Raw genomic sequence first — 22,834 nt, 5'->3', positions numbered from 1 at the left:
TGCGTCTCGCGAGATAAAGTCACACAACCGTCTTCAAAGTGCAATCTTCACCGGCGCGATCTTCCAGATTTGCTCGCAGTATTCGCGGATTGCACGATCCGACGAGAACTTGCCCGAGTACGCGGTATTCAGGATCGACATGCGAGTCCAGCGGCGCGGGTCCTGCCAGGCGGCGCTGACATCGTGCTGACGCGCGACGTATTCGGCATAATCGGCGAGGACGAGAAAAGGATCCGCGTGCAGCAGATTCTCGACCAGTGGACGGAACACATCCCGGTCACCCCGCGAGAAATGTCCACTGCCGATCATTTCCAGCGCTTCATGCAATTCCTGATTTCCATCGACGAAACTGGCCGGCCGATAGCCGTCTCCCTTCACGCGTTCGACTTCATCGGCGCTCAGGCCGAACAGGAAGAAGTTATCGTCGCCCGCTTCCTCGCGGATTTCGACGTTCGCGCCATCCAGCGTGCCGATGGTCAACGCGCCGTTCATCATGAACTTCATGTTGCCGGTGCCCGATGCTTCCTTGCCAGCCGTTGAAATCTGCTCGGAGAGATCAGCCGCCGGATAGATGAAGTGCGCGTTTTTCACATTGAAATCCGGAAAGAACACGACCTTCAGACGCCCCTTCACCACTGGATCGTCATTGACGACTTCAGCGATGCCATTGATCAGCCGAATGATCAGCTTGGCCATGGCATAGCCAGGCGCGGCCTTGCCGCCGAATACGAAGCAGCGCGGCGTCAGTGCGAGTTCCGGATCGCGACGCAGACGCTGATATAGCGTCACGATATAGAGCGCGTTCAGATGCTGTCGCTTGTATTCGTGAATCCGCTTGACCTGAATGTCGAACAAGGCGGACGAGTCGACGATGATGCCCGTCGCGTTCCGAATCTGCGCCGCAAGGGTCTGCTTGTTGTCCTGCTTCACGCCGCGCCAGCGGTCCTGAAACGCGACGTCATCGGCATATTGATCGAGTGCGCGCAGCTTGCCGAGATCGGTGCGCCAGGCGTCGCCCAGCGTCTCGTCGAGCAGCGCGGCAAGGCCCGGATTGCCGAGCATCAGAAAGCGGCGCGGTGTGACGCCGTTGGTCACGTTATGAAAACGCTCGGGCCACATCTGCGCGAAATCGCGCAACACGGTTTCTTCGAGCAGCTTCGAATGCAACGCGGCCACGCCATTGACCGCATGACTGCCGATGGTCGCCAGATTCGCCATGCGCACACGCCTCGCGCCGTGCTCGTCGATCAGCGACATGCGCGCAAGACGGGCGTCATCGCCGGGGAATCGTCGCCGGACTTCGTCGAGGAAGCGGCTGTTGATCTCGTAGATGATGTCCAGCAGGCGCGGCAGCAAGCTCTGGAACAGCGGCAGGCCCCACGTCTCGAGCGCCTCGGGCAACAACGTGTGATTCGTATAGGCGAGCGTGCGGCGTGTGATGTCCCACGCCGCGTCCCAGGGCACCTGCCGTTCGTCGATCAGCAGACGCATGAGTTCGGCGACCGCGATCGACGGATGCGTGTCGTTCATCTGCGCGGTGAACATGTCTGGCAGACGGGCGATCGGCTCGCCCTTGAGCGCGAGCAGACGCAACATGTCCTGCAACGAACACGATACGAAGAAGTATTGCTGCGCGAGCCGCAGCCGCTTGCCCGCTTCCGGCTCGTCATTCGGATAGAGCACCTTCGACAGCGTCTCGGATTGCACCTTCTCGTGCACCGCCTCGTAGTAGTCGCCGGCGTTGAAATCCTGAAGGTCGAAGGACTCGACCGCCTCGCTCTTCCAAAGCCTCAACGTGTTGCAGGTATTGACGCGATAACCGGTGATCGGCGTATCGCAGGCGACGCCCTTGACCGTATAAGCCGGAACCCATCGTACGCGGTAGCGGCCTTGCACATCGGTTTCGCTCTCCGTGTGGCCGCCCAGCTTTACGTAGAAGGCAACGTCCGGCCGCTGGATTTCCCATGGATTGCCCTTCTGCAGCCATTTATCGGTGACTTCGACTTGCCAGCCCTCGCGAATTTCCTGATCGAAGATGCCGAACTCATATCGGATGCCATAGCCGATGGCAGGAATCTCGAGCGTCGAAAGGGAGTCGAGATAGCATGCTGCGAGACGCCCGAGTCCGCCGTTGCCCAAACCCGGTTCTTCTTCGATCGCCAGCAACGCGTCGAGATCCAGCCCCAGCGCGTCCAGCGCCGCGCGCGTGCTGCTCTCGATACCGAGATTGATCAGGTTGTTCCCGAGTTGCGGCCCGATGAGAAATTCCGCCGACAGATAGCAGGCGACCTTCGCATCGCGCGCGACATAGGTGTGTGTGGTCGCGACCCTGCGCGTCATCATGCGGTCACGGACCGTGTAGGCAAGCGCCATGTACCAGTCGTGCGGCGTCGCGATTTCCGGATAGCGGGCCTGCAGACAGATCAGGTTATCGACGATGTCGCGCTTCAACGCTTCGACGCCCAGACCGCTGCGGGCCGGTTCGGCGCCAATCATCGAATTCAAGTCAGGCTTGTCGTTCATGATCTATCCCTGTTCGCGGTGTGCGATCAGGAAGCATGGTCCGCTTGTGTGTCGATCGGTTGACAGCAAGCGAGTGACAGACTTGAATGCGGCGCCTCGATCACGGTTCGATGAAACTTTTATGTCAGACGGCCCAGTTTGTTACGCTCACCTGCAAATTATTCGATGGCAAGTTCAACCGGTTTTGTAATAGCATTGCTGCGCGCATCGCGCGTGAACAAGAGACGAGGCATCGGCATTTAGAAAAAAACGCGGAGTTCAAACTTGAAGAAACGCGCCACTGTCATCTGTCGCAAAGGCAGACGGATTTTGCTCGTTGCAAGGGAATCCAAATGGGCGCTTCCGGGCGGAATGCTCAAGCGTGGCGAGCATCTGGCCGATGCCGCGCTCCGCGAGCTCAAGGAAGAAACGCGACTGTCCGGCAAGTCGGCGAAATACCTCTTCGACTTCAAGAGCAAGCAGAAACATCACCACGTCTTTTACTGCGACATTTCGAACCGCGCCAAACCGCGTCCCAACAACGAAATATCCAAGTGTCGCTGGGTGGAGCTGGACGAGATGCGGCGGCTCCTGACGAGCACGCCAACCGACGACATCGTGCGGCTGGCGAGTCAAAAGCGAAAGAACGGTCGGGGGAAATAGTGCAAGTGCTGCGTTCGAGTTTCGGAGCTCACTTGATGTTCTGACTCCAGTAAGCCTCGATCTGCTTGACGAGCGCAGCAGGCAACGACACGTAGTGCTCGGCATCGGCGTCGGCCTGCCCTTCGTTGAGCGCCCATCTGAAGAAATCCAGCACGGCTTTGGATGCTGCCGGGTCCTTCGCCTCTCTCGGCACGAGAACGAACACCACGCCGGCTATCGGCCATGCGTTTTCGCCGGGCGCATCCGTGACGATCTGATAGAAGTCTGGCCGGTCGTTCCAATCCGCTGCTGCTGCGGCCGCGCTGAAGGTAGCTCGTGACGGCTGCACGAAAGCCCCGCTTCGGTTCTGCACGGCCGTATAGGCCAGATTCCGCTGCAGTGCGTAAGTCAGCTCGACGTAACCGATCGACCCCTCCACGTTCCTGATGTACGTCGCGACCCCATCGTTGCCGGTAGCGCCGACGCCGGTCGGCCACTTGACCGTCGTGCCGGCACCCACACTGCCCTTCCAGGAAGCGCTGCTCTGCGAGAGGAAGCTCACCCAGTTGAAGGTGGTGCCGGAGCTTTCGTTCCGATGCACGACGACGATCTTGAGATTCGGAAGCGTGACGCCGGGATTGAGCGAGACGATAGCCGGATCATTCCAGTTGACGATCTTGCCAAGGTAAATGTCGGCGAGCAGCGGCCCGGACAGGCGAATCTGCCCCGCACCAACGCCCGGAAGATTCACGACGGGCACCACACCGCCAATCACGACAGGAAACTGGGCCAACCCCGCCGCCCGCAGCTCGTCGGGCGCAAGCGGCATATCCGAGGCGCCGAAGGTCACTCTAGCGGCCTTGATCTGTCGAACGCCGTTTCCTGAGCCGGTGGGCTGGTAATCGACACGCTGACCCGTCTTCGTATGGTATGTGGCCGCCCATTTCAGCAATAGCGGATAAACGAAGGTAGAGCCGGCGCCGGTAATCTCCGCGGAAAACGCAGCGACCGCATGGCACGCGGAGACGCAAAATACGACGGCAACCAGCAGCCGCTTCGAAATAGTCAGTCTTGTTTTCATTGTTCAGAACTCCTCGGCGTGCCTTGCAAGGTACGGGACGACGCAGTTCCGCAACGTGATGGCGCGCGATTGCCGTCGCGCGCTCGAGTTGCTGTCTCTGATCTTAGGATGTGCGGGCGATTTTCCCAATGTCGAGCGATGCAATTGCAGTCCGGCAGCCGAGCGGATTCGCCAAGCAACGGTGGACGGACCGTGCAGCGTGCAACGCCGCACAAAATGGTCTTCCCGCCGGAAATCACGAAATTCGACCCAGGGTTCAACGGCGAAAGAAACCGTATATACTGTTTCTTTCGCCACGAGGAAGGGATAATGAGCACACCCAAAACCGAACCGTCCAGCAAAAAGGCCTTCAACTTTCCGAAGAGCACCGTGGCGAAGAAAAGATCGCTGCCCGTAAAGGCGGAAAGTAACACTGAGGAGATCGTCACCGCCTCCACCGCAGTAAAGAAGGCAACAAAGGCGAGCGTGGCAAAGAAGGCAGCGGGAGGGCGGAAGTCGAGAACAGGCACGCAGAAGGACGAGACAATCGCCGCACAGCCGGCAACGAGTGCCCCCGAATCATCAGCTTCCACAGGCGCTGTCAAAACCAAACGCACGAAGAAAGAGAAAGTCGTGCGCGACAGCTTCACCATGCCCAAGGCGGATTACGCGAAGATTGCGTCGCTCAAGAAAAAGTGTCTCGACAACGGCCTGCGTGTGAAGAAGAGTGAGTTGTTGCGTGCCGCGCTTGCCATGCTGGACGCCGCGACGGACAAACGAATCGTCGCCGCAATCAAATCGCTCGAAACGGTCAAGACTGGACGCCCTGCAAGCGCGTAACGCTCGATGAGGGCCGGCGTCAGTCATCCCGACGGATCAGGGTTGCCGTTTGCCGCGTTTGCCAGCTGGCTTTTGCACGTTGAATGGATTTCCACTGGACAAGCCTGTGCCTCTGTCCGCGGCCACAGCGCGCCGCGCCGCAGGCTTGCGCTTGTTCTCTCCAGTTTGCATCGGCGGTTTTTGCATGGCGCCAGACGCAGCTTGCGGCACTTTCGGCTTCTTGGGCTTTTTCGGTTTCTTGATGATCTGGCCCGTCGCGCTGGTTTGCGGCACTCGATGTTCGGCTTCGAAACCCGGCTCTTCCTCGCGGGGCAGCGTTTGCCGGATCAGCGCTTCGATCGCAGCCAGTTGCGGCGCTTCGTCGGCACACACGAGGGACACCGCCACGCCGCTGGCGCCCGCGCGGCCGGTACGGCCAATACGGTGCACATAGTCTTGCGCGACGATCGGCAGATCGACGTTGATCACCAGCGGCAGGTCATCGATATCCAGCCCGCGCGCCGCCACATCGGTGGCTACCAGCATCTGTACTTCGCCTGACTTGAAGCGCTCGAGGGCACGCAGGCGCGCGGGCTGAGGTTTGTCGCCGTGGATGGTGTCGACCGCGTAGCCCGCTTCATCCAGCATGGCCGCGAGGTAATCCACGCCCTTGCGCGTTTTGACGAACACGAGGGCGTGCGTCCAGTCGTTCTCGGCGACGAGGTGCATGAAGAGATCAGGCTTGTTCTTTTTATCCACCGGCACCACCCATTGCCTGATCTTGCTGGCCGTGGCATTGGGTGGGCTGACGCTGATATTGACGGGGTCGCGCAGGATGCTCGCCGCCATGGCGCGGATATCATCGGTAAACGTGGCGGAGAACAGCAGGGTCTGGCGCTGAGCGGGCAACGCAGCAAAGACCGCGTTGAGTTCGCGCGCAAAGCCCAGATCGAGCATGCGGTCGGCTTCATCCAGAACCAGCGTTTGTACTCGATCGAACTGCACTGCGTTCTGGCGATTGAGGTCCAGCAAGCGGCCCGGCGTGGCGACGAGCACATCCACGCCTTTGCGCAACTTCATCATCTGCGGGTTGATACTCACACCGCCGTAGGCGGCCAGAAAGCGCAAGTCGAGGCCATTGCCGTATTCGATAAAGCTTTGCAGCACCTGTTCGGCCAGTTCACGCGTGGGCACCAGCACCAGAACACGCGCGCGATTGCTTGACACCGCCGGACCGTGTTGCACCAGCCGTTGCAACAACGGCAGCGCAAAACCCGCCGTTTTGCCAGTGCCGGTCTGTGCCGCAGCCATGACGTCCCTGCCACTGCATACGGCAGGAATCGCCTTGGTCTGCACCGGCGTAGGTGTCCGGTAGTTGAGGTCCTGCAAATTGCGCAGTAGCGGATCGATCAGGCCAAGCGAGGCAAAAGACATGCGCGTGTTCCGGGCTAAAACCGCAATTCTAGCGGTTGCACCGCGCTGATTGCACCGCGCAGATCAGTGATCGAAAAACGCGAGGTGCTGCAAATCGCCGGTGCGGAAGCGGTCACAATCGATCGACCGAAAAGCTCGAGGTTTTCAGCACCAACCGTGGTATCGCATACTACAATTGTTGGGCGCAATCCCCAAATTGCTGCGCGTGCATATACAGGGAGCCAGAATGACTCGACTGTTACTCCGCATCGCCACGGTCGGCATTGCCCTTACCGCACTTCCTTGCACGCTGAACGCAGCGACAGTCGACAATGATCCGGCGAGCACCATCCGCTCTTCTCTGGAACAATGGCGCGTAGATTTCAATGGACGGCGTGCCGAGCATATCTGCGAGCTTTTCGCCCCTGACCTTCGTTACGATTTCTATGGCGCGCCCGAGCGGACCTATCCGTTGCTATGCGCCCGTCTGCGCCACGCGCTGGCCGACACTACGCAATCGCTTCGTTACGATCTCAAGATCAAGGAGATCATCGTCTCCGGTGACCTCGCGATCGTGCGCCTGACATGGAGATCGACTCTTGCCAGGAACGGCAAACAGGAGTCGAACGATGAGACGGGTCTCGATGTATTCGGCCGCCAGCCCGACGGAAGCTGGAAGATCATCCGTTACATTGCGTACCCTGAGAAAGATTGAGTTCACCAGGCTCGATTCGCCATCAGCAGCAGCGTTTCGCCATCCTGCACGACAGTCCCCCGTTGATTCACCACGCTCAGCCTGAGCGTCGCGATCCCCCGGTCGACGCGTTTCGTCACGCGCTTGCCGACGACCTCGATCTCGACCTGAATCCGGTCGCCGATAAGAAGCGGCGACCGGAACGACCAGTTCCAGCTCAAGGTCGCCAGCGCGCTCATGCGGACCGGCGAGCGCGTCTTCAGGCCATCGGTGAGTGCGAGGCCGAGCAGTCCGTGCGCGATCCGGCCGGGAAATCCCGCCTGCTGCGCAGCGACGTCGTCGAGATGAATGTCGTACATGTCGCCCGACACACCGGCGAAATTGACGATGTGCGTTTCCGTCACCGTCATGCCGGACGTGGCGAAATGATCGCCTACTTCGAGGTCGTTCAGGTCATACATGCCCGGCTCGAGCAAACGGCCCCGCCGCACGGAATCACCTTCGTTCTGCAGTTGCGTCATATCCCCTCTCTCTCCTTGACTGTCCCGATTCATCCGTCTTCAACAAACTGATTGCAATCTCTGCGCGCACACCGAAAGCAGTTCGTCCGGCTGCACCTTCCACCAGCGGTCACGCGAGAACAGCTCGACTTCCACCATGCCGTCGTATCCCGCTTGCTCCATCCGGTGACGAAAGTGCCTCAGATCCACGACGCCATCGCCCATCATGCCGCGGTCCAGCAACATGTCCTGCGTGTCGGCGAGCCAGTCCGAGACGTGATAAGCAAGTATCCGGCGCGCGCGGCCCGCATCGGCGATGGACTCGGCAAGCAACGGGTCCCACCAGCAGTGATAGATATCGATGGCGATACCCAGCATCGACGGATCGTCTGGCGCGATCGTCTCGCACAGCGCGAGCGCCTGGCCAATGGTGTTGACGACCGAACGGCCCGCCGCGTACATCGGATGCAGAGGTTCGATCGCGAGCGCAATCCGCAGCTTCCGGGCCTCCGCGAGCAACTGCGCGATGCCTTCCTCGACCTGCATTCGCGCGCCTGCGAGATCACGCGAGCCCGCACTCACGCCGCCCACGACCATCACGAAACAGCGTGCGTCGAGTTCCGCCGCGTCGTGCAGCGCCTGGATGTTGCTGTCGATGCTCGCGCGCCGCTCCGCACGCGTCGCGCCGGTCAGATACGTCGAGCGGCAGTAGCCGCTTACCGTGAGTTGCAGCGCCCGAAGCTGACGCGCCACCGCCGACGCCCCTATCGCCTCGACCTCATGCCGCCACGGCGCCACGCCGCCGAAGCCCGCGCGCGCTATGCGCTCGAGCGTGACATCGAGCGGCTCGCGATGCCCGAGCGTCGCGGTATTGATCGCGCATCGATGCAGTCTGTTCTCCAGCGATTCCATGCGGGTCTCCTCGTCGACGGTCACAGCCCGAACGTTTGCATGACGAGCCGCATGCGCTGCACCGCGAGATCGGGATCGCGCAACAGATTCGCCCCATCGGCGAGACGGAAAACATCGGCCAGATAAAGCGGCGGACGCGCACCGTGGTGTCCGCCGGGCATGAAGAAATGCGGCTGAAATCCGTTCAGGTAGGCGAGAAAAACCACGCCCGTCTTGTAGTACTGCGTCGGCGCGCGAAAGATGTGACGCGAGAGCGCCACGGTGGGCTGCAATACGCGCTCGTAGCGCGCGAGATCGCCGGCGGCGAGTGCGGCGAGCGCCTGGGAAGCGGCCGGCGCGATCGCATCGAAGATGCCGAGCAGCGCGTGGGAATAGCCTTGCTCATCGCCCTTGATGAGCGACGGATAGTTGAAATCGTCACCGGTGTACATCCTGACGTCTGCCGGAAGGCGGCGCCGGAACGCAATCTCGCGGGTATCGTCGAGCAGCGAGATCTTGATGCCGTCGATCTTGCACGCGTTCTCCCCGATGACGGCGAGGCACGTGTCCGCTGCTTCGTCGAGATTCTCGCTGCCCCAGTAGCCCGCGAGCGCCGGATCGAACATGTCGCCGAGCCAGTGCAGGATCACGGGCTCTTCGCACATCGCGAGCACTTCGCGGTACACGCGCAGATAGTCATCGCGATGCCGCGCCACGCGGGCCAGCGCGCGGCTCGCCATCAGGATCACCCGGCTGCCGGTTCGCTGAATCGCTTCGAGTTGCATGGCGTAGGCGCGGATGACGTCGTCGCACGAAACGGCCTGATGCGCGGGCAAATGATCGGTGCCGCAACCCGACGCGATGCGCGCACCGGGCAGATCGCGCGTTTCCCGCATCGTGCGCTCGACGAGCTCGCGCGCCGTTTCCCACGTGAGGCCCATGCCGCGCTGCGCGGTATCCATCGCTTCTGCGATGCCGAGCCCCTGGCCGATCAGATAACGCCGGTATTCGATGGTGCGCGCCCAGTCGAGCGCGAGGGGCTGATTCAGCTCGCCGCTACGAAGCGGATCGGCCACGACGTGCGCCGCCGAATACGCGATGCGGTTGAAGGGCGCACCCGCCGGCGCGCCGCCGATCGGGTCGCCTTTGAGCGTGTAGTTTTCGAACGCGCCGGAAGCGGTCGGAAGAACGATATACATGGCAGTGAAGGCGAAAGGTGTCGGTTGCGCGGCGTCGCTCAGACGCGCGCGTCGGAAAAGCACGAAAACGTTGCGGGCATGTCGATGCCGAAGAAATTCGCGAACGCCGCGAGTTGTCCTTCGATCATCGGGCGTCCGTTGGTCGCGCGGCAGCCGCACTGCCGCGCGTGTTTCAGGAGCGGCGTTTCGGCGGGCGTCATGATGATGTCGACGACCTGCAACGCCGCGGGAAGCGCGCCGAAGGACGCCGGCATGCCGTCGCCCGGCTTCATTCCGACGGGCGAACAGTTGACGAGCAGATCCACGCCCGCGACGCTGGCCGGATCGACATCGACCTGCGCCGCGCAATCGGGATAAAAGCGCTTCAGACGCGCCGACAGCTCCTCGGCCAGCTCGCGCCGCGGATCGCTCAACGCGATGCCCGCCGCGCCCGCCTCGGCCAGCGCATGCGCCACGGCCGCGCCCGCGCCGCCCGCGCCGAGTTGCTTCACGCGTCTGCCGCGCACGTCGAAGCCGAGCCGCGTCAGTCCCTGCACGAGGCCGGTTCCGTCGAACAGGTCGCCGAACCACGTGCCATCCGGCTGTCGACGCATGACGTTGAGCGCGCCGACGCGGCGAGCCGCGTCGGACATCGCGTCGACCATCGACATCGCCCGGACCTTGTGCGGCACGGTGACGACGAGGCCGTCTAGGTTGTCGAGCGCCTGCAGCCCGGCGACGGTCGGCTCGAACACGTTCACCGGTATATCGAACGGCAGGCAGACGGCATTGACGCCGCCGGCGTCGAAGAGCGCGTTCATCAGTTGCGGCGTCTTCACCTGAGTCACCGGATTGCCGACGATGCCGAAGAGCCGCGTGAGTCCGTCGATGCGTTCGGCGTGCGGTTCGCGCCTCATTGCTGACGCTCCGCGAACGCGGCCAGACGCGGATGCCGCGGCCAGCCTTGCGACGCCATCGCGGCATCGAGACCCATCGGCTCGGGACGGAACAGGCGCGCGTCCATCAGCTTGAGATCGGGCGAGATGACCGGCCGGAACGCCATATGCGCAAGCACGTCGCGTTCGAGATCGATGCCGGGCGCGATCTCGATGAGTTCGAGCGCGCCCTCGATCGCGCGAAACACCGCGCGCTCGGTGACGAACAGCGTGGTCTGATTGCGTTCCTGCGCAAACGGTCCGCTATACGAAACCTGCTGAAGTTTCGACACGAACTTGCGATGCGCGCCTTCCTTCAGGATCTGCAGCTCGCCGCCTTCGCACGCGACCTGAAGGCTGCCCGCGGTGAACGTGCCGCCGAACACCATCTTGCGCGCGTTCTGGCTGATGTTGATGAAGCCTCCGACGCCGATCAGCTTGTTGGCGAAGCGGCTGATGTTGACGCTGCCCTGCGCGTCGATCTCCACTGCCGAGAGAAACGCAATGTCGATGCCGCCGCCATCGTAGAAATCGAACTGATACGGCATGTCGACGATCGCGCTGTAATTGCGCGCGGCGCCGGCGTCCAGTCCCGCGGCGGGCGCGCCGCCGATCAGCCCCTGTTCGTTGGTGAGCACGATGTGATGCAGCACGTCTTCTTCCGCCGCGACCAGCCCGATGCCGGTGCACACGCCCGAGCCCACGTTGCATACCGCGCCGACGCGCAGTTCCATCGCGAGACGCCGCGCGATGATCTTGCGTTCGTCGAGCGGCAGACGCGGAAAGCCGCCGAGCGGAATGCGCATCTCGCCGGTGAACGCCGGATCATGCGCCGTCTGATAGGTCACCGGCTGATCGGGCTGAACGACGACCGCATCGACGAGCATGCCGGGAATCTTCACCGTCTTGGCGGGCAAGGTGCCGCGTTTCGCGAGCCGCTTGACCTGCACGATCACGAGGCCGCCGTTGCGTCTGGTCGCCTGGGCCATCGAAAGCATGTCGCCGAACACGGCCTCCTGTTCCATCGATACGTTGCCGTCCTCGTCGGCCGTCGTGCCGCGCAGGAACGCGACGTCCACCTCGAACGGCTTGTAGAACAGCCACTCGCGGCCTTCGATCTCGATCAGGCTCACGAGCTTGTCGTCGCTCGGCGCGCCCTGAAGGCCGCCGTCGTTGCGCGGGTCCACGAAGGTATGCAGACCGACATGGCTGACGAGCCCCGGCCGGCCCGCCGCCATCTCGCGCGTGAGTTGCGAGAGCGCGCCCTGCGGCAGCGTCCACGCTTCGATCTCCTTGTTCAGCGCCATTTGCGCGAGCGCCGGCGAATCGACCAGCGTGCCGCACACCACGCGCTTGAGCAGACCCGCGTGCGCGAGACGGGACGCGCCGCGCTCACCGCGATCGCCGAGACCGACCGGATGCACCGAAGTCAGCCGGCGCGGCTCGCCCTGCGCGAGAAAACGCCGTTCGAGCGCCTCGATCAACGCCTCCGGCACGGCGTGTCCGCTTCCCGATCCGCCGATCATCAAGGTGTCGCCGTCTTTCAGCAGGGATGCAGCCTGGTCGGCGGTCAAGATTTGCATGATCTCTACTCCGTTTCTGTCTGTGTTCGCTTGCGCGATGCGCCTGCCCGGCGCATCGCGATCTCTCTCAACTTGCTGCCGTGCGCGACTCGCTGAACACGGGCTGATCGTCCCGATGACGCGAGAGTTGCTTGCCGAGCAGCGCCGCGATCAGCGTGAGCAGGCAGAAGACGGCGAGGAACATCATCACGTAGGTAGGCTTGCCGTTCGCATAGGCGACGAGCGCCGTGGCGATGAAGGGCGTCGGTCCGCCGATGAGCGCGCCGGAGAATTCCCGGCACATCGCAATGCCCGAGAAGCGGTACTGCGTCGGAAACAGATTCGAGAGAAACGCGCCCTGCGCGCCGCAGGTGCAGCCCCAGCTTATGCCGTAGACCGCGCTCATCGCGATGGTGGCGAGCACGACGTTCTTCGAATCGATCGCCTGGAACAGCGGCCACACGAGCGCGAGCGCGATCAGCGCGCCAACCGCGAAAATGTTGCCGCTGCCGTACTTGTCGGCGAGCATGCCGCCGACGGGCGCGCAAAACAGCGAGAAGCCCAGCGCGATGATCAGGACAACGAGACTGTCCGACTTCGCCATGCCGACCGTGTTGGTCATGTAGCTCAGCGCAAAGGTGTTGAGCACGTAGCTGAGCGCCTGATGGCCGCCCATCGCGAAGAAGCCGCACAGCAGCTCGCGCCGGCTGTTGCGAAACAGGTCCGCGACGGGCACCTTCTCCGCTTTGGCCTTCGCGCTCGCCTTCTCCATCGCAGCGACGTATTCGGGCGTTTCGTCGAGTTTCGAACGGATGTAGATCGCGACACCGAACAGCCCGAGCGACAGCAGGAACGGCACGCGCCACGCCCAGGTGAAGAGGATGTCTTCCGGCACGTACGAGATCATCAGGAAGGTTGCGATCGCGATCATCACGCCGAAGTTGGTGGCGGCGTTCGGAATCGAGGTGAAGAACGCGCGCCGGCTCGGCGGCGTGTACTCGGCGATCAGCGTGATCGCGCCGGCCAGTTCGGCGCCCGCGCCGAAGCCCTGCATCATGCGCAGCAGCACCAAAAGGATCGGTGCGAGCACGCCGACCTGCTGCCAGGTCGGCAAGATGCCCAACCCCACCGTGGCCACGCCCATGATCGTCACGCAAAATATCAGCGCCGGCTTGCGCCCGTACTTGTCGCCGATATGGGAAATGACGATGCCGCCGAGCGGCCGGATGATGAAGCCCACCGCGAATGTCGCGAAAGCGGCCAGCGTGCCGGCCAGCGACGACAAGTGCGGAAAGAACAGTTTGTTGATGATGAGGCCCGACGCCGCGGCATAGAGGCCGTAGTCGTACCACTCGATGATGGTGCCGAGCGTCGACGCGAACACGGCGCGTCGGATGTTCCTGCGTTCTGCTTTCTGCGCATGTGCTGATTGCATGGCGCTGTCTCCTGCTTCTGTTTTGATTGTGCGCGACACCGCGTTGCTGCGGTGTCCGTTGACGGAAATCCGCTCGTCGCGTGTGACGGGCGGCACGGCTCGCTCGATCAGGATCGGCTCGTGCGGCTGCCGAATGCGTTGGCGCCCTCCTCGTAATTGCCCGAAGCGAAGCAGAGCGACGTCAGCTCGTTCTCGTAGCGAATGCCCTGATCGACGCTCATCGAGAGCGAGGCGCGCACGGCGGCCTTGACCGACTGCGTCGCGATCGGGCTGAATTCGGCCATCCTGCGGCACAGCGCCATCGCGGTTTCGACGACGGCCGCATCCTCGACCACCATCTCGACCAGACCGATACTGTGCGCCTCGTTCGCATCGATCGTGTCGCCCGTCAGCAGAAGGCGCATGGCCTGTCCATAACCGACGAGGCGCGGCAGCATCTGCGAAGCGCCGCCGCCGCCCACCCAGCCGCGCACCACTTCGGGCGCGCCGAACTTCGCGCTCTGGCCGGCTACGCGAACGTCGGCGCCGAGCATCATTTCGAGGCCGCCGCCGAGCACCCATCCCTTCAATGCCGCGACGACCGGCTTCGTGAAGTCGCGAATCACCATCGCGTAATCGGTCCGGGCGCGAAATTCCCATGCCGTGCGATACGTCTTCAGCGTGTTCAGATCGCTTCCGGCGCTGAATGCGCGTTCACCTTCGCCGCGCAGCAGCACGGCGCGAATCGCGTCGTCGCGCTCGATGTCCTGGCGGATGCCGAGCAGCGTCTGCGTCATCTCGGGCGTCATCGCGTTCATCTTCTCCGGGCGGTTGATGACGATCTCAGCCACCGCGCCGTGTTTGCGCACCATCACGTGTTCCTGCATTTCGCCTCCTGTTTTTTTCGCCTGCGAGCGCAGTCGTGTCCCATTCGAGTTTTCCCTTATACTTACTTACTAGTAAGTAGCTTTATCGGGACATTAACACCATCGCCGGGCGTGAGGCAACGAAATTTTGAGGACCAGGCAAATGGCACGCGCGCAGACGTTTGCGGGACAATGGAAGGCACGATCGACGCACGGGCGTCGTGTAAAATCAGCCGCGCAAAAGTGCCGGATCAATGAGCGCGGCGCACGCCGGCCGACACAATCCGCATTCGATGCTTCGCCCCGCATGAGGCCAAGTTCCCACTCCGATCCTCGCCGAGGTGAAACGTTGAGCCAGAACGACAAAACCGACAAAACCCCTTCCGCGCCGAAGAAGTCCGCGATGTACGACAGCATCAAGGAGCTGGCCAAGAAGCTGCTGGTCGCGCACGGCTATCACAAGACGACGTTCGGCGTGATCGCCAAGGAACTGGGCATCACCACGACCAACATCCATTATCACTTCGGCAACAAGAACAGCCTCGTCGAGGAAGTGGTGAAGGACTACGTGGCCGGAGCCATCGCGGGGCAGAAAAATATCTGGCTCGACGAGACCCTGTCGCTTCAGGAAAAAGTGCAGGCGGAAATCGCGTATAACCGCACGCTCTACCGCAAATACAATCCCGGCGGCCGGACGCGCAAGCCGTGGAGCCTGATCGGACGCCTGCGTCTCGAAGGCGATGTCCTGAACGACGAGGCCCGCGCCGCGCTCGCGGGTTTCACGACCGAAATCCAGGGGGCGATCGAAAGCGCCGTCGAACACGCGAGCCGCACCGGCGAACTGAAACGCGATACGCCGAAAGAAGACCTGATCTTTCTGCTGACTCATCTGGTCGACAGCCTGTCGGTGTTCGCGCAGGACGCGGGCGGCTTCGAGCGCGTCGAGCAGTTCATGAATTCGTTCTCGCGCGTGGTGCTGGCGAAATACACCCATCCGAAATAAGTCCGACGACCCGAAAGCATCATTGTGCTCTGGACAATTAGATCGATCTACTTTATTGTCGCCTGACGGAGACAATGTATGAACGAGACCGGCTTCAATATCGCCGTGGTGGGCGCGGGCATGGCATCCGCGCCGCATCTGGCGAGCCTGCTTGAACTGCAGGATCGCGTGACCGTGCGCCACGTCGTCGCGCGTTCCGAAGCGCGCGCGAGCGCTTTCGCCAGCCGATTACCGCATGCGCGCGTGACGCTTGATCTCGACACCGCGCTGGAAGACGAACACGTCGACGGCGTGCTGCTGCTGACGCCACCGAACACGCATCTCGAACTCGGCGCGAAGATCGCGGCGGCGGGCAAACATCTGCTGGTCGAAAAGCCGATCGATGTCACGACTTCCCGCGCGCGCGAACTCGTCGCGGCATGCGAGCAGCGCGGCATCGTCGCGGCGGCGGTACTGCAGCACCGCACGCGCGACGCGTCGCGCAGGCTGCGCCAACTACTCGACGCGCGCGCGCTCGGCGAGATCCACAGCGCGAGCGTCGCCGTGCCGTGGTGGCGTCCGCAATCCTATTACGACGAACCCGGACGTGGCACCCTCGCCCGCGACGGCGGCGGCGTGCTGATGACACAGGCCATCCACACGCTGGACCTGTTTCTGTGGCTGGTCGGCCGCCCGGACGAAGTCTTTGCGTACGCGATAACCAGCCGCGCGCACAGCATGGAATGCGAGGACACCGTGGCGGGGGTGATGAAATATCGAAGCGGTTGCGTCGCGTCGCTGCACGCCAGCACAGCGATCTACCCGGGCTTTGCCGAACGCATCGAAATCAGCGGCAGCAACGGCAGCGCCACGCTCAGCGGCGGCAGGCTCATCGTGCACTACATGGACGGCTCCGTGCTCGATGAAGGGGAAACGGCTTCGCTCGGTTCGGGCGCGAACCCGATGGCCTTCTCTCATCACGCGCACCAGGCTGTCATCGCCAATTTCGTCGATGCCGCCGCGCGCAAGGCCGAACCTGTCGCCTCGCTGCAGAGCGCGCTCGATGTCCATCTGTTGATCGACGCGCTGATCGCGTCGTCCGCCGCTCGCCAACCCATGCCCGTCTGACCGGAAGCGGGGCCTCGCGTCGGATTCGGATACACTCCGGGCATACGACTCACAGACCGTTCCAATGACCCGCGGCAAATCAGGTTCTCCCGTCACACTGCTGGATATCGCCAACGATCTCGGCCTGTCACGGGCAACGGTCTCGCTCGTGCTGCGCAACAGCCCGCGCATCTCCGAAGCCACGCGGGAGCGCGTGCTGGAAGCCTTCAAGCGCAAAGGCTACGTCTACAACCGCCATGCGGCGGGCATGCGCAGCAATCAGACGAACACCGTCGGCGTCGTCGTCAACGACCTTGCCAATCCCTACTTCACGATGCTGGTGCGGGCCATCGAAGCGAGCCTCAGCACGCAGGGCGTCATGACGCTGCTCGGCAACACCGACGAATCCCTCGAACGGCAGAGCCGCTTTCTCGACACCGTGCGGCAGCACAACATCGACGGGCTCATCGTCTGCCCGACCGAATCGACCACCACTGCGCAGATGCGTCAGGTGCTTGCGTGGGGCATTCCGTGCGTGTTCGCTTCTCGCTACGTCAGCGGGCTGCAGGCCGATTACGTCGGCGTGGACAATCGCCGCGGCATGGAGCTCGCGACATCGCATCTGATCTCGCTGGGCCATCGACGCATCGCGATGATCGGCGGCATCATGCGCGCCTCCACCGGCAGTGATCGGGCCGAAGGCTATCGCGAGGCGCTGCGCGCCGCGAAGATCAAGCTCGACGAACGGCTGCTCGTGCCCTCGCCGCTGACGCGCTTCGACGGCAAGCGCATCATCACCGAACTGCTTCGCCTGAAGAATCCGCCGACGGCCGTCGTGTGCGGCAACGATATCGTCGCGTTCGGCGTGATGCTCGGACTACGCGCGCACGGCATCGAGCCCGGCGCCGACTTCGGCGTCGTGGGCTTCGACGACGTTCCCGAAGCCGCGCTCTGGGAGCCCCCGCTCACCACGGTCCAGGTCTTGCAGGACGACATCGGCCGAACGGCTGCCGACCTGCTGCTCAAGCGCATGAAGGAACCGTCGCGCACCCCCACGCGCATCGTCTCGGAGCCCGTGCTGGTCATACGCGGCACCTGCGGCGCGCGCAAATAACCGTTCAAGCCCCGACGACGACCGGTTCGGGTTTCCCTTAGCAAAATCCGCTTGCACCGTTCCGGCGCTGCTTTTACCCTATAGTAGATCGATCTAACAAACTTCCGCAGCCTGATTCGACAGCAGATGCGGCCAGTTCTGGTCGCCTTTTTCGTGCACCTTCGTCGCAGTTCAATATGGGCACAGGAACCATAGGAATCCGATATATGCGTGACTACCTCCTCTCTCGCCGCAAGATGCTGATGCTCACCGCTGCTTCCGCGGCCGCGGGATGCCTGCCGCGCCTGGCCAGTGCGCAAAGCCAGACGATCCGCATCGGCGATGTCGTCGACCGCCACAACCCCGAAGTCATCACCGAGAACGTGATGGCCAGGCGATTGAAGGAAACGACCGGCTTCGACGCCAGAGTGTTTCCGGATGGCGTCCTCGGCTCGCACACCCGCATGAACGAGCAGCTGCGCAACGGCACGCTGGAGGTCACGGTCACGAACGTGGCGGACCTCGAAGGCTACGACAAGCGTCTGGGCCTGTTCGCCATGCCGTTCGCGTTTCCCGACCGCAAGTCGCTTTTCGCGGCGCAGGACGGCCCGCTCGGCAAGGCGTATGCCGGCATCCTCGACAATCTCGGTTTCGTGCTGTTGGGCTGGTTCGACTCGGGTTTGCGCAGCGTGTACAACCGCACGCGTCCCATCAATGAACCCGGCGATCTGAAGGGACTCAAGATCCGCACGCAGGGCAACCAGATCATGATCGCGACGTTCAACCAGCTCGGCGCGCAGGCGACGCCGCTGGATACGACCCAGATCTACTCCGCGTTGCAGCAGGGCGTCGTCGACGGCGCCGAGAATTCGGTCACCTTTTTCGTGCAGCAGCACCATAGCGAAGTGGCCAAGTACTACTCGTACACCAATCACTTCTTTTCGATCGATCCGATGCTGGCCAGCAAGAAGTGGTTCGATGCACTCGACCCCAAGAAGCAGGACGCCGTGAAGGAAGCCGCCGCACAGGCTCAGCAGCACGAGCGGGACTTGTGGCTTGCTTCGGATGCCAAATATCTGGCCGAAGCCAAAAAGTCCGGCGTCGCGTTCAACGACGCGAACCTTCCGGCGTTCCAGGCAGCGGTCAAGCCGGTCTACACGAAGTACCGCTCGAACTTCGCCGAGCTGGCCAGCTACCTGCCCGCTCTCGGATAACCAGCCACAGGGTCCCCCCGACATGAAACCCGAATCGCATTCGCGCGTGGCCCGGGACAGCATCAACAACGCTGCGGTGTTTCGCGTGCTCGCGAGCGCCGAAGACATGCTGATCGCGGTTCTGGTCTTTGCGATCTTCTGCGTCGTGCTGGCGGGCATTCTGTCCCGCTTCGTCTTCCACGTCTCCCTGTCGTGGAACATCGAGGTCAGCGTCACCCTGATGATCTGGATGACCTTCATCGGCATCGCGGTCGGGGTGCGCGACCGCGTGCACGTCGCCTTCGAGCTGTTCGAAGACAGACTGAGCGGCCGCTGGCTCGCGCTGGCGTCCTTCGTCCAGATGCTGTTGATGGGCTTCCTGCTCGTCGCGCTGGCGTGGGGCGGCTGGCAGTTCACGCAGCTCGGACTCGACCAGATCACGCCGAGCGGCATCCCGCAATGGATCTCGTTCGCCGCCATCCCGGCGGGCAGCGCGCTGGGACTCCTGCACCTGCTGGTCAACGCCTGGGACCTGGCGGCCAGCGCGGGCCTCGACGCCCGCGCGCCGCAGGGCCACAGCCATACCGGGACGAGGACGCAATGATTCTGACCGTCGGACTACTCGCGCTGTTCGTGCTCGTCGGCGCTCCGATCATCGCGTCGCTGGGCGCGGTGGGCACCATCGACGGCCTGCTCAACGGCCTGCCGCTGACCAACATCGCCCAGGCGATGTATCACGGCGTGGACTCGTTCACGCTGCTCGCCGTACCGCTTTTCATCCTCGCCGGCGAGATTCTGTTTCACTCGGGCTCGGCGGGCCGCCTGGTCAGTTTCATGAACCTGCTGGTGGGACGCGTGCCGGGCGGACTGGGTGTCTCCGCCGTCGCCTCGACGATGGTGTTCTCCGGACTCAGCGGTTCGGTCAACGCCGACGCCGCCGCGATCAGTTCGGCCATGCTCCCTTCGATGGAGAAGGCCGGCTACCGCAAGGAATGGGCCTCAGCGATCATCGCGGCCGCAGCCGGAACCGGGATTCTGATCCCGCCGTCGATCACCATCATCGTGCTGGCGACCGTCGCGAACATGTCGGTCACGAAGCTGTTCCTCGCGGCGACGCTGCCCGCGTTCCTGGTCGGCGTCACGAAGATGTTCATCATCATGTACCGGGCGCGCTCGGAGCCGCCGGTGGCGCCGGTCCACTTCAGCCTGCGCGAACTGGGCCACGCCTTCGTGCTCGCCATTCCCGCGCTGGGCGCACCGGTCATCATCCTGGGCGGGATCTTCATGGGTTTCTTCACGGCGACCGAGTCCGCGGCGGCGGCGGTGGCCTACGTGACGATCATCACCCTGCTCCAGCGCTCGATCCCGCATCGGGCGTGGTCCGGCATCCTGATCAAGGCGGGCCGCACCAGCGCGATCGTGCTTTCGCTGGTCGGGGTCGCGCAGATTCTCGGCTACATGCTCGCCTACAACTCGGTGGGCGAGCAGGTCGCCGAGTTCGCGTCGCAACTGACCGGCAACAAGTTCGTCTTCACGGTGTTCATCGTGGTGGTGTTCTGGCTGCTGGGCGCCCTGCTCGACGGCATTCCCGCGCTCATCCTGCTGATTCCGCTGTTCCTGCCGATCGCGCAGGACGCCGGCTTCAGCGACGTCCATTTCGCGATCCTGGCCATCGCCATCGTCGGCATCTCGCTCGTGACGCCGCCGATCGGCACAGCCTGCTTCATCGTCACCGGCGTCGCCAACATCAGGATGGTGAATCTGGTGCGGCCGATGCTGCCTTTCATGGCCATCATGTTCGTGACCATCCTGCTGCTGGCCTTCGTGCCGGCGTTCTCCGAATGGCTACCTCATCTTCTGTACTAGCGCCGCGGCACGCACGGCCGCTCGCGCTGGTCACGGGCGCTGGCCGCGGCATCGGCGCGAGCATCGCGGTCGAGCTGGCGCAGCGCGGCTTCGACCTCGCCCTCGTCGATATCGATGACGGCGGCGCACGCGAAACCCTGGCCGCCGTGGAGTCGCACGGCGTGCGTGCGCGCTTCTACCGGCACGATCTGGCCGATAGCGCCGCGCACCGCGGGCTGGTCGAAGGCATCGTCTCGGGCTGCGGGCCGATCGCCTGTCTGATCAACAACGCCGGCGTGTCCGCCGAGCAGCGCGGCGACCTGCTGGAGCTGGGCGAACAGTCGTATGACCGGGTCATCGACATCAACATGCGGGGAACCTTCTTCTTCACGCAGGCCGTGGCGCGCCACATGGCCGCAACCACGAGCGACGAGGCGCGCAGCATCGTCACGGTCTCGTCGGTCAGCGCCGAACTGGCGTCGACGGAGCGCGGCGAATACTGCATGTCGAAGGCCGGACTGGGCATGCTCACCAAGCTGTTCGCGCTGCGCCTCGCGCCGCTCTCCATCGCCGTGTTCGAAGTGCGGCCCGGCATCATCCGCACGCCGATGACGGAAACCGTCGCCGCGCGCTACGACGAACGCATCGCCGACGGCGTCGTTCCGATGCGGCGCTGGGGCGTTCCGCACGATGTCGCCTCGGCCGTGGCGGCGCTGGCCTCGGGGCAGATGGCGTTCGCCACGGGCAGCGTGCTCAACATCGACGGCGCGCTGTCCGTCCCGCGCCTGTGAGCCTCTGGAACGGCACGCTCGACTTCGCGATGCTGGCCGCTATTTTCTGACCTCATGAACATACTTTTCGAACGCACTCACCAACGATCCTTCGGCACCTGGCCGCTGAACGGGCGGCAACTGCTGAACGCCCTGCAAAACGCCATCGAGACCGGCTACCGCGCCATCGACACCGCGCAGCTCTACGACAACGAAACCGGCGTCGGTTCGTCGCTGCGGGCGATCGGCATTCCGCGCCGCGAGTTGTGCATCACGACCAAGATCGCGCCCGCCAACGATTCCGACGAACGTTTCATGCCCTCGCTGCGTGAGAGCCTGGAGAAGCTGAAGATCGATCAGGCCGACGTACTGTTGCTGCACTGGCCGCCGGCCGACGGCGACGTCGCGCCTTCGGTGCGGCGGCTGGAGCAGGCGGCGCGTGCGGGCCTGACGCGCCATATCGGCGTCAGCAACTTCACCGCCGCGATGATGCGCGCCGCCAGAGCCGCGACTGCGCTGCCGCTCGTCACCAATCAGGTCGAGTTTCATCCGCTGCTGAACCAGCGCGTGTTGCTGGACACGGCCAGCGAGACCGGCATTCCGCTCTCGTCCTACTGCTCGGTCGCGCGCGGCGAGATCTTCAACTATCCGCTTTTCGGCGAGATCGGCGCGCGCTACGGCAAGTCGGCCGCGCAAGTGGCGCTGCGCTGGATTCTTCAGCAAGGCGTCCCGATCAACACCATGTCGACGCAGCGCAGGAACATCGAGGCCAATTTCGACGTGATGGACTTCACGCTGTCGAGCATCGACATGCATCGCATCGACGCGCTGACCGGCACGAATTACCGCATCGTCAATCGCGAACGAGTTCCGCTTGCGCCCGAGTTCGACTGATAAGGATAACTTCATGAGCCACCCTCTGCTGTTCGATGAAATCGAACCCGGCCTCGCCTTCACGACATCGGGCATCGTCGTCACCGAGAGTCACGTCGTGCAGTTCGCCGGCATCTCGGGCGACTTCTTCGACGTCCACATGGACGACGAATTCGCGCGCGGCGTCGGCTTTCCCGGCCGCGTCGCGCATGGTCTTCTGTGCCTCGCGATGGTCGACGGCCTGAAGAACCGCGCGGCGACGCGTTTCGCCGCGGTCGCGACGCTGGAGTGGACGTATCGCTTTCACAAGCCGGTGCTGATCGGCGACAGGATCCAGGGGCGCATCCGCGTGCTGGACAAGCGTCCGACGCGCCAGTCCGAGCGCGGCATCGTGCGTTTGCAGGTCGAAGTACACAACCAGGACGACGTGCTGATCCAGGACGGACTCAACGTGCTGATGGTCCGGGCAGGCTAGAACGCGAACCGGAGATATCG

The 22,834-nt window shown here is 63.2% G+C and carries 22 protein-coding genes; 12 read left to right on the top strand and 10 right to left on the bottom strand.

Features of this window, described 5'->3' with window-relative positions:
- Positions 1-33: 33 nt before the first annotated feature.
- Positions 34-2,523 (bottom strand): glycogen/starch/alpha-glucan phosphorylase, encoded by a 2,490-nt coding sequence (locus tag AWB80_RS19615; protein ID WP_061176322.1) that lies wholly within the window; start codon positions 2,521-2,523, stop codon positions 34-36.
- Positions 2,524-2,787: 264 nt separating this feature from the next.
- Between AWB80_RS19615 and AWB80_RS19610 the strand changes: the two genes are divergently transcribed.
- Positions 2,788-3,165 (top strand): NUDIX hydrolase, encoded by a 378-nt coding sequence (locus AWB80_RS19610; protein ID WP_061176321.1) that lies wholly within the window; start codon positions 2,788-2,790, stop codon positions 3,163-3,165.
- Between the two features lie 28 nt (positions 3,166-3,193).
- On the opposite strand, the gene pstS is transcribed toward AWB80_RS19610, so the two are convergent.
- Positions 3,194-4,225, bottom strand: coding sequence for a phosphate ABC transporter substrate-binding protein PstS (gene pstS / locus AWB80_RS19605; RefSeq protein WP_087131417.1), 1,032 nt, complete (start codon positions 4,223-4,225; stop codon positions 3,194-3,196).
- Positions 4,226-4,534: 309 nt separating this feature from the next.
- On the opposite strand from pstS, the gene AWB80_RS19600 reads away from it, so the two are divergent.
- Entirely contained in the window at positions 4,535-5,044 is a 510-nt protein-coding gene (locus AWB80_RS19600; RefSeq protein WP_061176418.1) for a hypothetical protein, read from the top strand.
- 36 nt (positions 5,045-5,080) lie between these two features.
- Here AWB80_RS19600 and AWB80_RS19595 read toward each other — a convergent pair whose 3' ends face one another.
- Complete coding sequence (locus AWB80_RS19595; protein WP_061176320.1) at positions 5,081-6,457, bottom strand: DEAD/DEAH box helicase; 1,377 nt, start codon at positions 6,455-6,457, stop codon at positions 5,081-5,083.
- A 226-nt stretch (positions 6,458-6,683) separates the two neighbouring features.
- Between AWB80_RS19595 and AWB80_RS19590 the strand changes: the two genes are divergently transcribed.
- Positions 6,684-7,151, top strand: coding sequence for a YybH family protein (locus AWB80_RS19590; RefSeq protein ID WP_061176319.1), 468 nt, complete (start codon positions 6,684-6,686; stop codon positions 7,149-7,151).
- 2 nt (positions 7,152-7,153) lie between these two features.
- Here the strand turns inward: AWB80_RS19590 and AWB80_RS19585 are convergent, their stop codons facing one another.
- The 7 genes from AWB80_RS19585 to AWB80_RS19555 all read right to left on the bottom strand — a co-directional run bounded on the left by AWB80_RS19585 (position 7,154) and on the right by AWB80_RS19555 (position 14,497).
- On the bottom strand, positions 7,154-7,651 hold the full coding sequence (locus AWB80_RS19585) for a MaoC family dehydratase (protein WP_061176318.1): 498 nt from the start codon (positions 7,649-7,651) through the stop codon (positions 7,154-7,156).
- Between the two features lie 39 nt (positions 7,652-7,690).
- Positions 7,691-8,542 carry a sugar phosphate isomerase/epimerase family protein gene (locus AWB80_RS19580; RefSeq protein WP_061176317.1) on the bottom strand — a complete coding sequence of 284 codons (852 nt, stop codon included), beginning with the start codon at positions 8,540-8,542 and terminating at the stop codon, positions 7,691-7,693.
- A 20-nt stretch (positions 8,543-8,562) separates the two neighbouring features.
- Complete coding sequence (locus tag AWB80_RS19575) at positions 8,563-9,720, bottom strand: dihydrodipicolinate synthase family protein (RefSeq protein ID WP_061176417.1); 1,158 nt, start codon at positions 9,718-9,720, stop codon at positions 8,563-8,565.
- Positions 9,721-9,758: 38 nt separating this feature from the next.
- The gene (locus AWB80_RS19570) at positions 9,759-10,616 is read right to left on the bottom strand and encodes a shikimate dehydrogenase family protein (protein ID WP_061176316.1); all 858 of its coding nucleotides are present in this window, start codon (positions 10,614-10,616) and stop codon (positions 9,759-9,761) included.
- Positions 10,613-12,217, bottom strand: a complete 1,605-nt coding sequence (locus AWB80_RS19565) for an acyl CoA:acetate/3-ketoacid CoA transferase (protein WP_061176315.1) — start codon at positions 12,215-12,217, stop codon at positions 10,613-10,615. The genes AWB80_RS19570 and AWB80_RS19565 overlap by 4 nt, the downstream gene beginning before the upstream one ends.
- Positions 12,218-12,284: 67 nt before the next feature.
- Positions 12,285-13,631, bottom strand: a complete 1,347-nt coding sequence (locus tag AWB80_RS19560; RefSeq protein ID WP_061176314.1) for an MFS transporter — start codon at positions 13,629-13,631, stop codon at positions 12,285-12,287.
- A 107-nt stretch (positions 13,632-13,738) separates the two neighbouring features.
- Positions 13,739-14,497: an enoyl-CoA hydratase/isomerase family protein gene (locus AWB80_RS19555; RefSeq protein ID WP_061176313.1), complete on the bottom strand. Its 759-nt coding sequence runs from the start codon at positions 14,495-14,497 to the stop codon at positions 13,739-13,741.
- A gap of 328 nt (positions 14,498-14,825) precedes the next feature.
- Between AWB80_RS19555 and AWB80_RS19550 the strand changes: the two genes are divergently transcribed.
- The 9 genes from AWB80_RS19550 (at position 14,826) to AWB80_RS19510 (ending at position 22,814) form a co-directional block, all read left to right on the top strand.
- Entirely contained in the window at positions 14,826-15,479 is a 654-nt protein-coding gene (locus AWB80_RS19550; RefSeq protein WP_087131416.1) for a TetR/AcrR family transcriptional regulator, read from the top strand.
- Between the two features lie 78 nt (positions 15,480-15,557).
- The gene (locus tag AWB80_RS19545) at positions 15,558-16,586 is read left to right on the top strand and encodes a Gfo/Idh/MocA family protein (protein ID WP_061176312.1); all 1,029 of its coding nucleotides are present in this window, start codon (positions 15,558-15,560) and stop codon (positions 16,584-16,586) included.
- Positions 16,587-16,650: 64 nt separating this feature from the next.
- Positions 16,651-17,679 (top strand): LacI family DNA-binding transcriptional regulator, encoded by a 1,029-nt coding sequence (locus AWB80_RS19540; RefSeq protein WP_061176311.1) that lies wholly within the window; start codon positions 16,651-16,653, stop codon positions 17,677-17,679.
- A gap of 206 nt (positions 17,680-17,885) precedes the next feature.
- Positions 17,886-18,872, top strand: a complete 987-nt coding sequence (locus AWB80_RS19535) for a TRAP transporter substrate-binding protein (protein WP_061176310.1) — start codon at positions 17,886-17,888, stop codon at positions 18,870-18,872.
- 22 nt (positions 18,873-18,894) lie between these two features.
- Complete coding sequence (locus AWB80_RS19530; protein WP_061176309.1) at positions 18,895-19,455, top strand: TRAP transporter small permease; 561 nt, start codon at positions 18,895-18,897, stop codon at positions 19,453-19,455.
- A complete protein-coding gene (locus AWB80_RS19525; protein ID WP_061176308.1) occupies positions 19,452-20,717 on the top strand; it encodes a TRAP transporter large permease in 1,266 nt (421 codons plus the stop codon). The genes AWB80_RS19530 and AWB80_RS19525 overlap by 4 nt, the downstream gene beginning before the upstream one ends.
- A complete protein-coding gene (locus tag AWB80_RS19520; RefSeq protein WP_061176307.1) occupies positions 20,693-21,487 on the top strand; it encodes a 3-ketoacyl-ACP reductase in 795 nt (264 codons plus the stop codon). The genes AWB80_RS19525 and AWB80_RS19520 overlap by 25 nt, the downstream gene beginning before the upstream one ends.
- Positions 21,488-21,541: 54 nt before the next feature.
- Positions 21,542-22,360, top strand: a complete 819-nt coding sequence (locus AWB80_RS19515; protein ID WP_061176306.1) for an aldo/keto reductase — start codon at positions 21,542-21,544, stop codon at positions 22,358-22,360.
- 13 nt (positions 22,361-22,373) lie between these two features.
- On the top strand, positions 22,374-22,814 hold the full coding sequence (locus AWB80_RS19510) for a MaoC family dehydratase (protein WP_061176305.1): 441 nt from the start codon (positions 22,374-22,376) through the stop codon (positions 22,812-22,814).
- Positions 22,815-22,834: the final 20 nt, after the last annotated feature.

The organism is Caballeronia pedi (assembly GCF_001544915.2).
Lineage (GTDB): Bacteria > Pseudomonadota > Gammaproteobacteria > Burkholderiales > Burkholderiaceae > Caballeronia > Caballeronia pedi.
The sequence above is the reverse complement of the archived record's forward strand: the minus strand, read 5'-3'. Positions and strand labels throughout refer to the sequence as shown.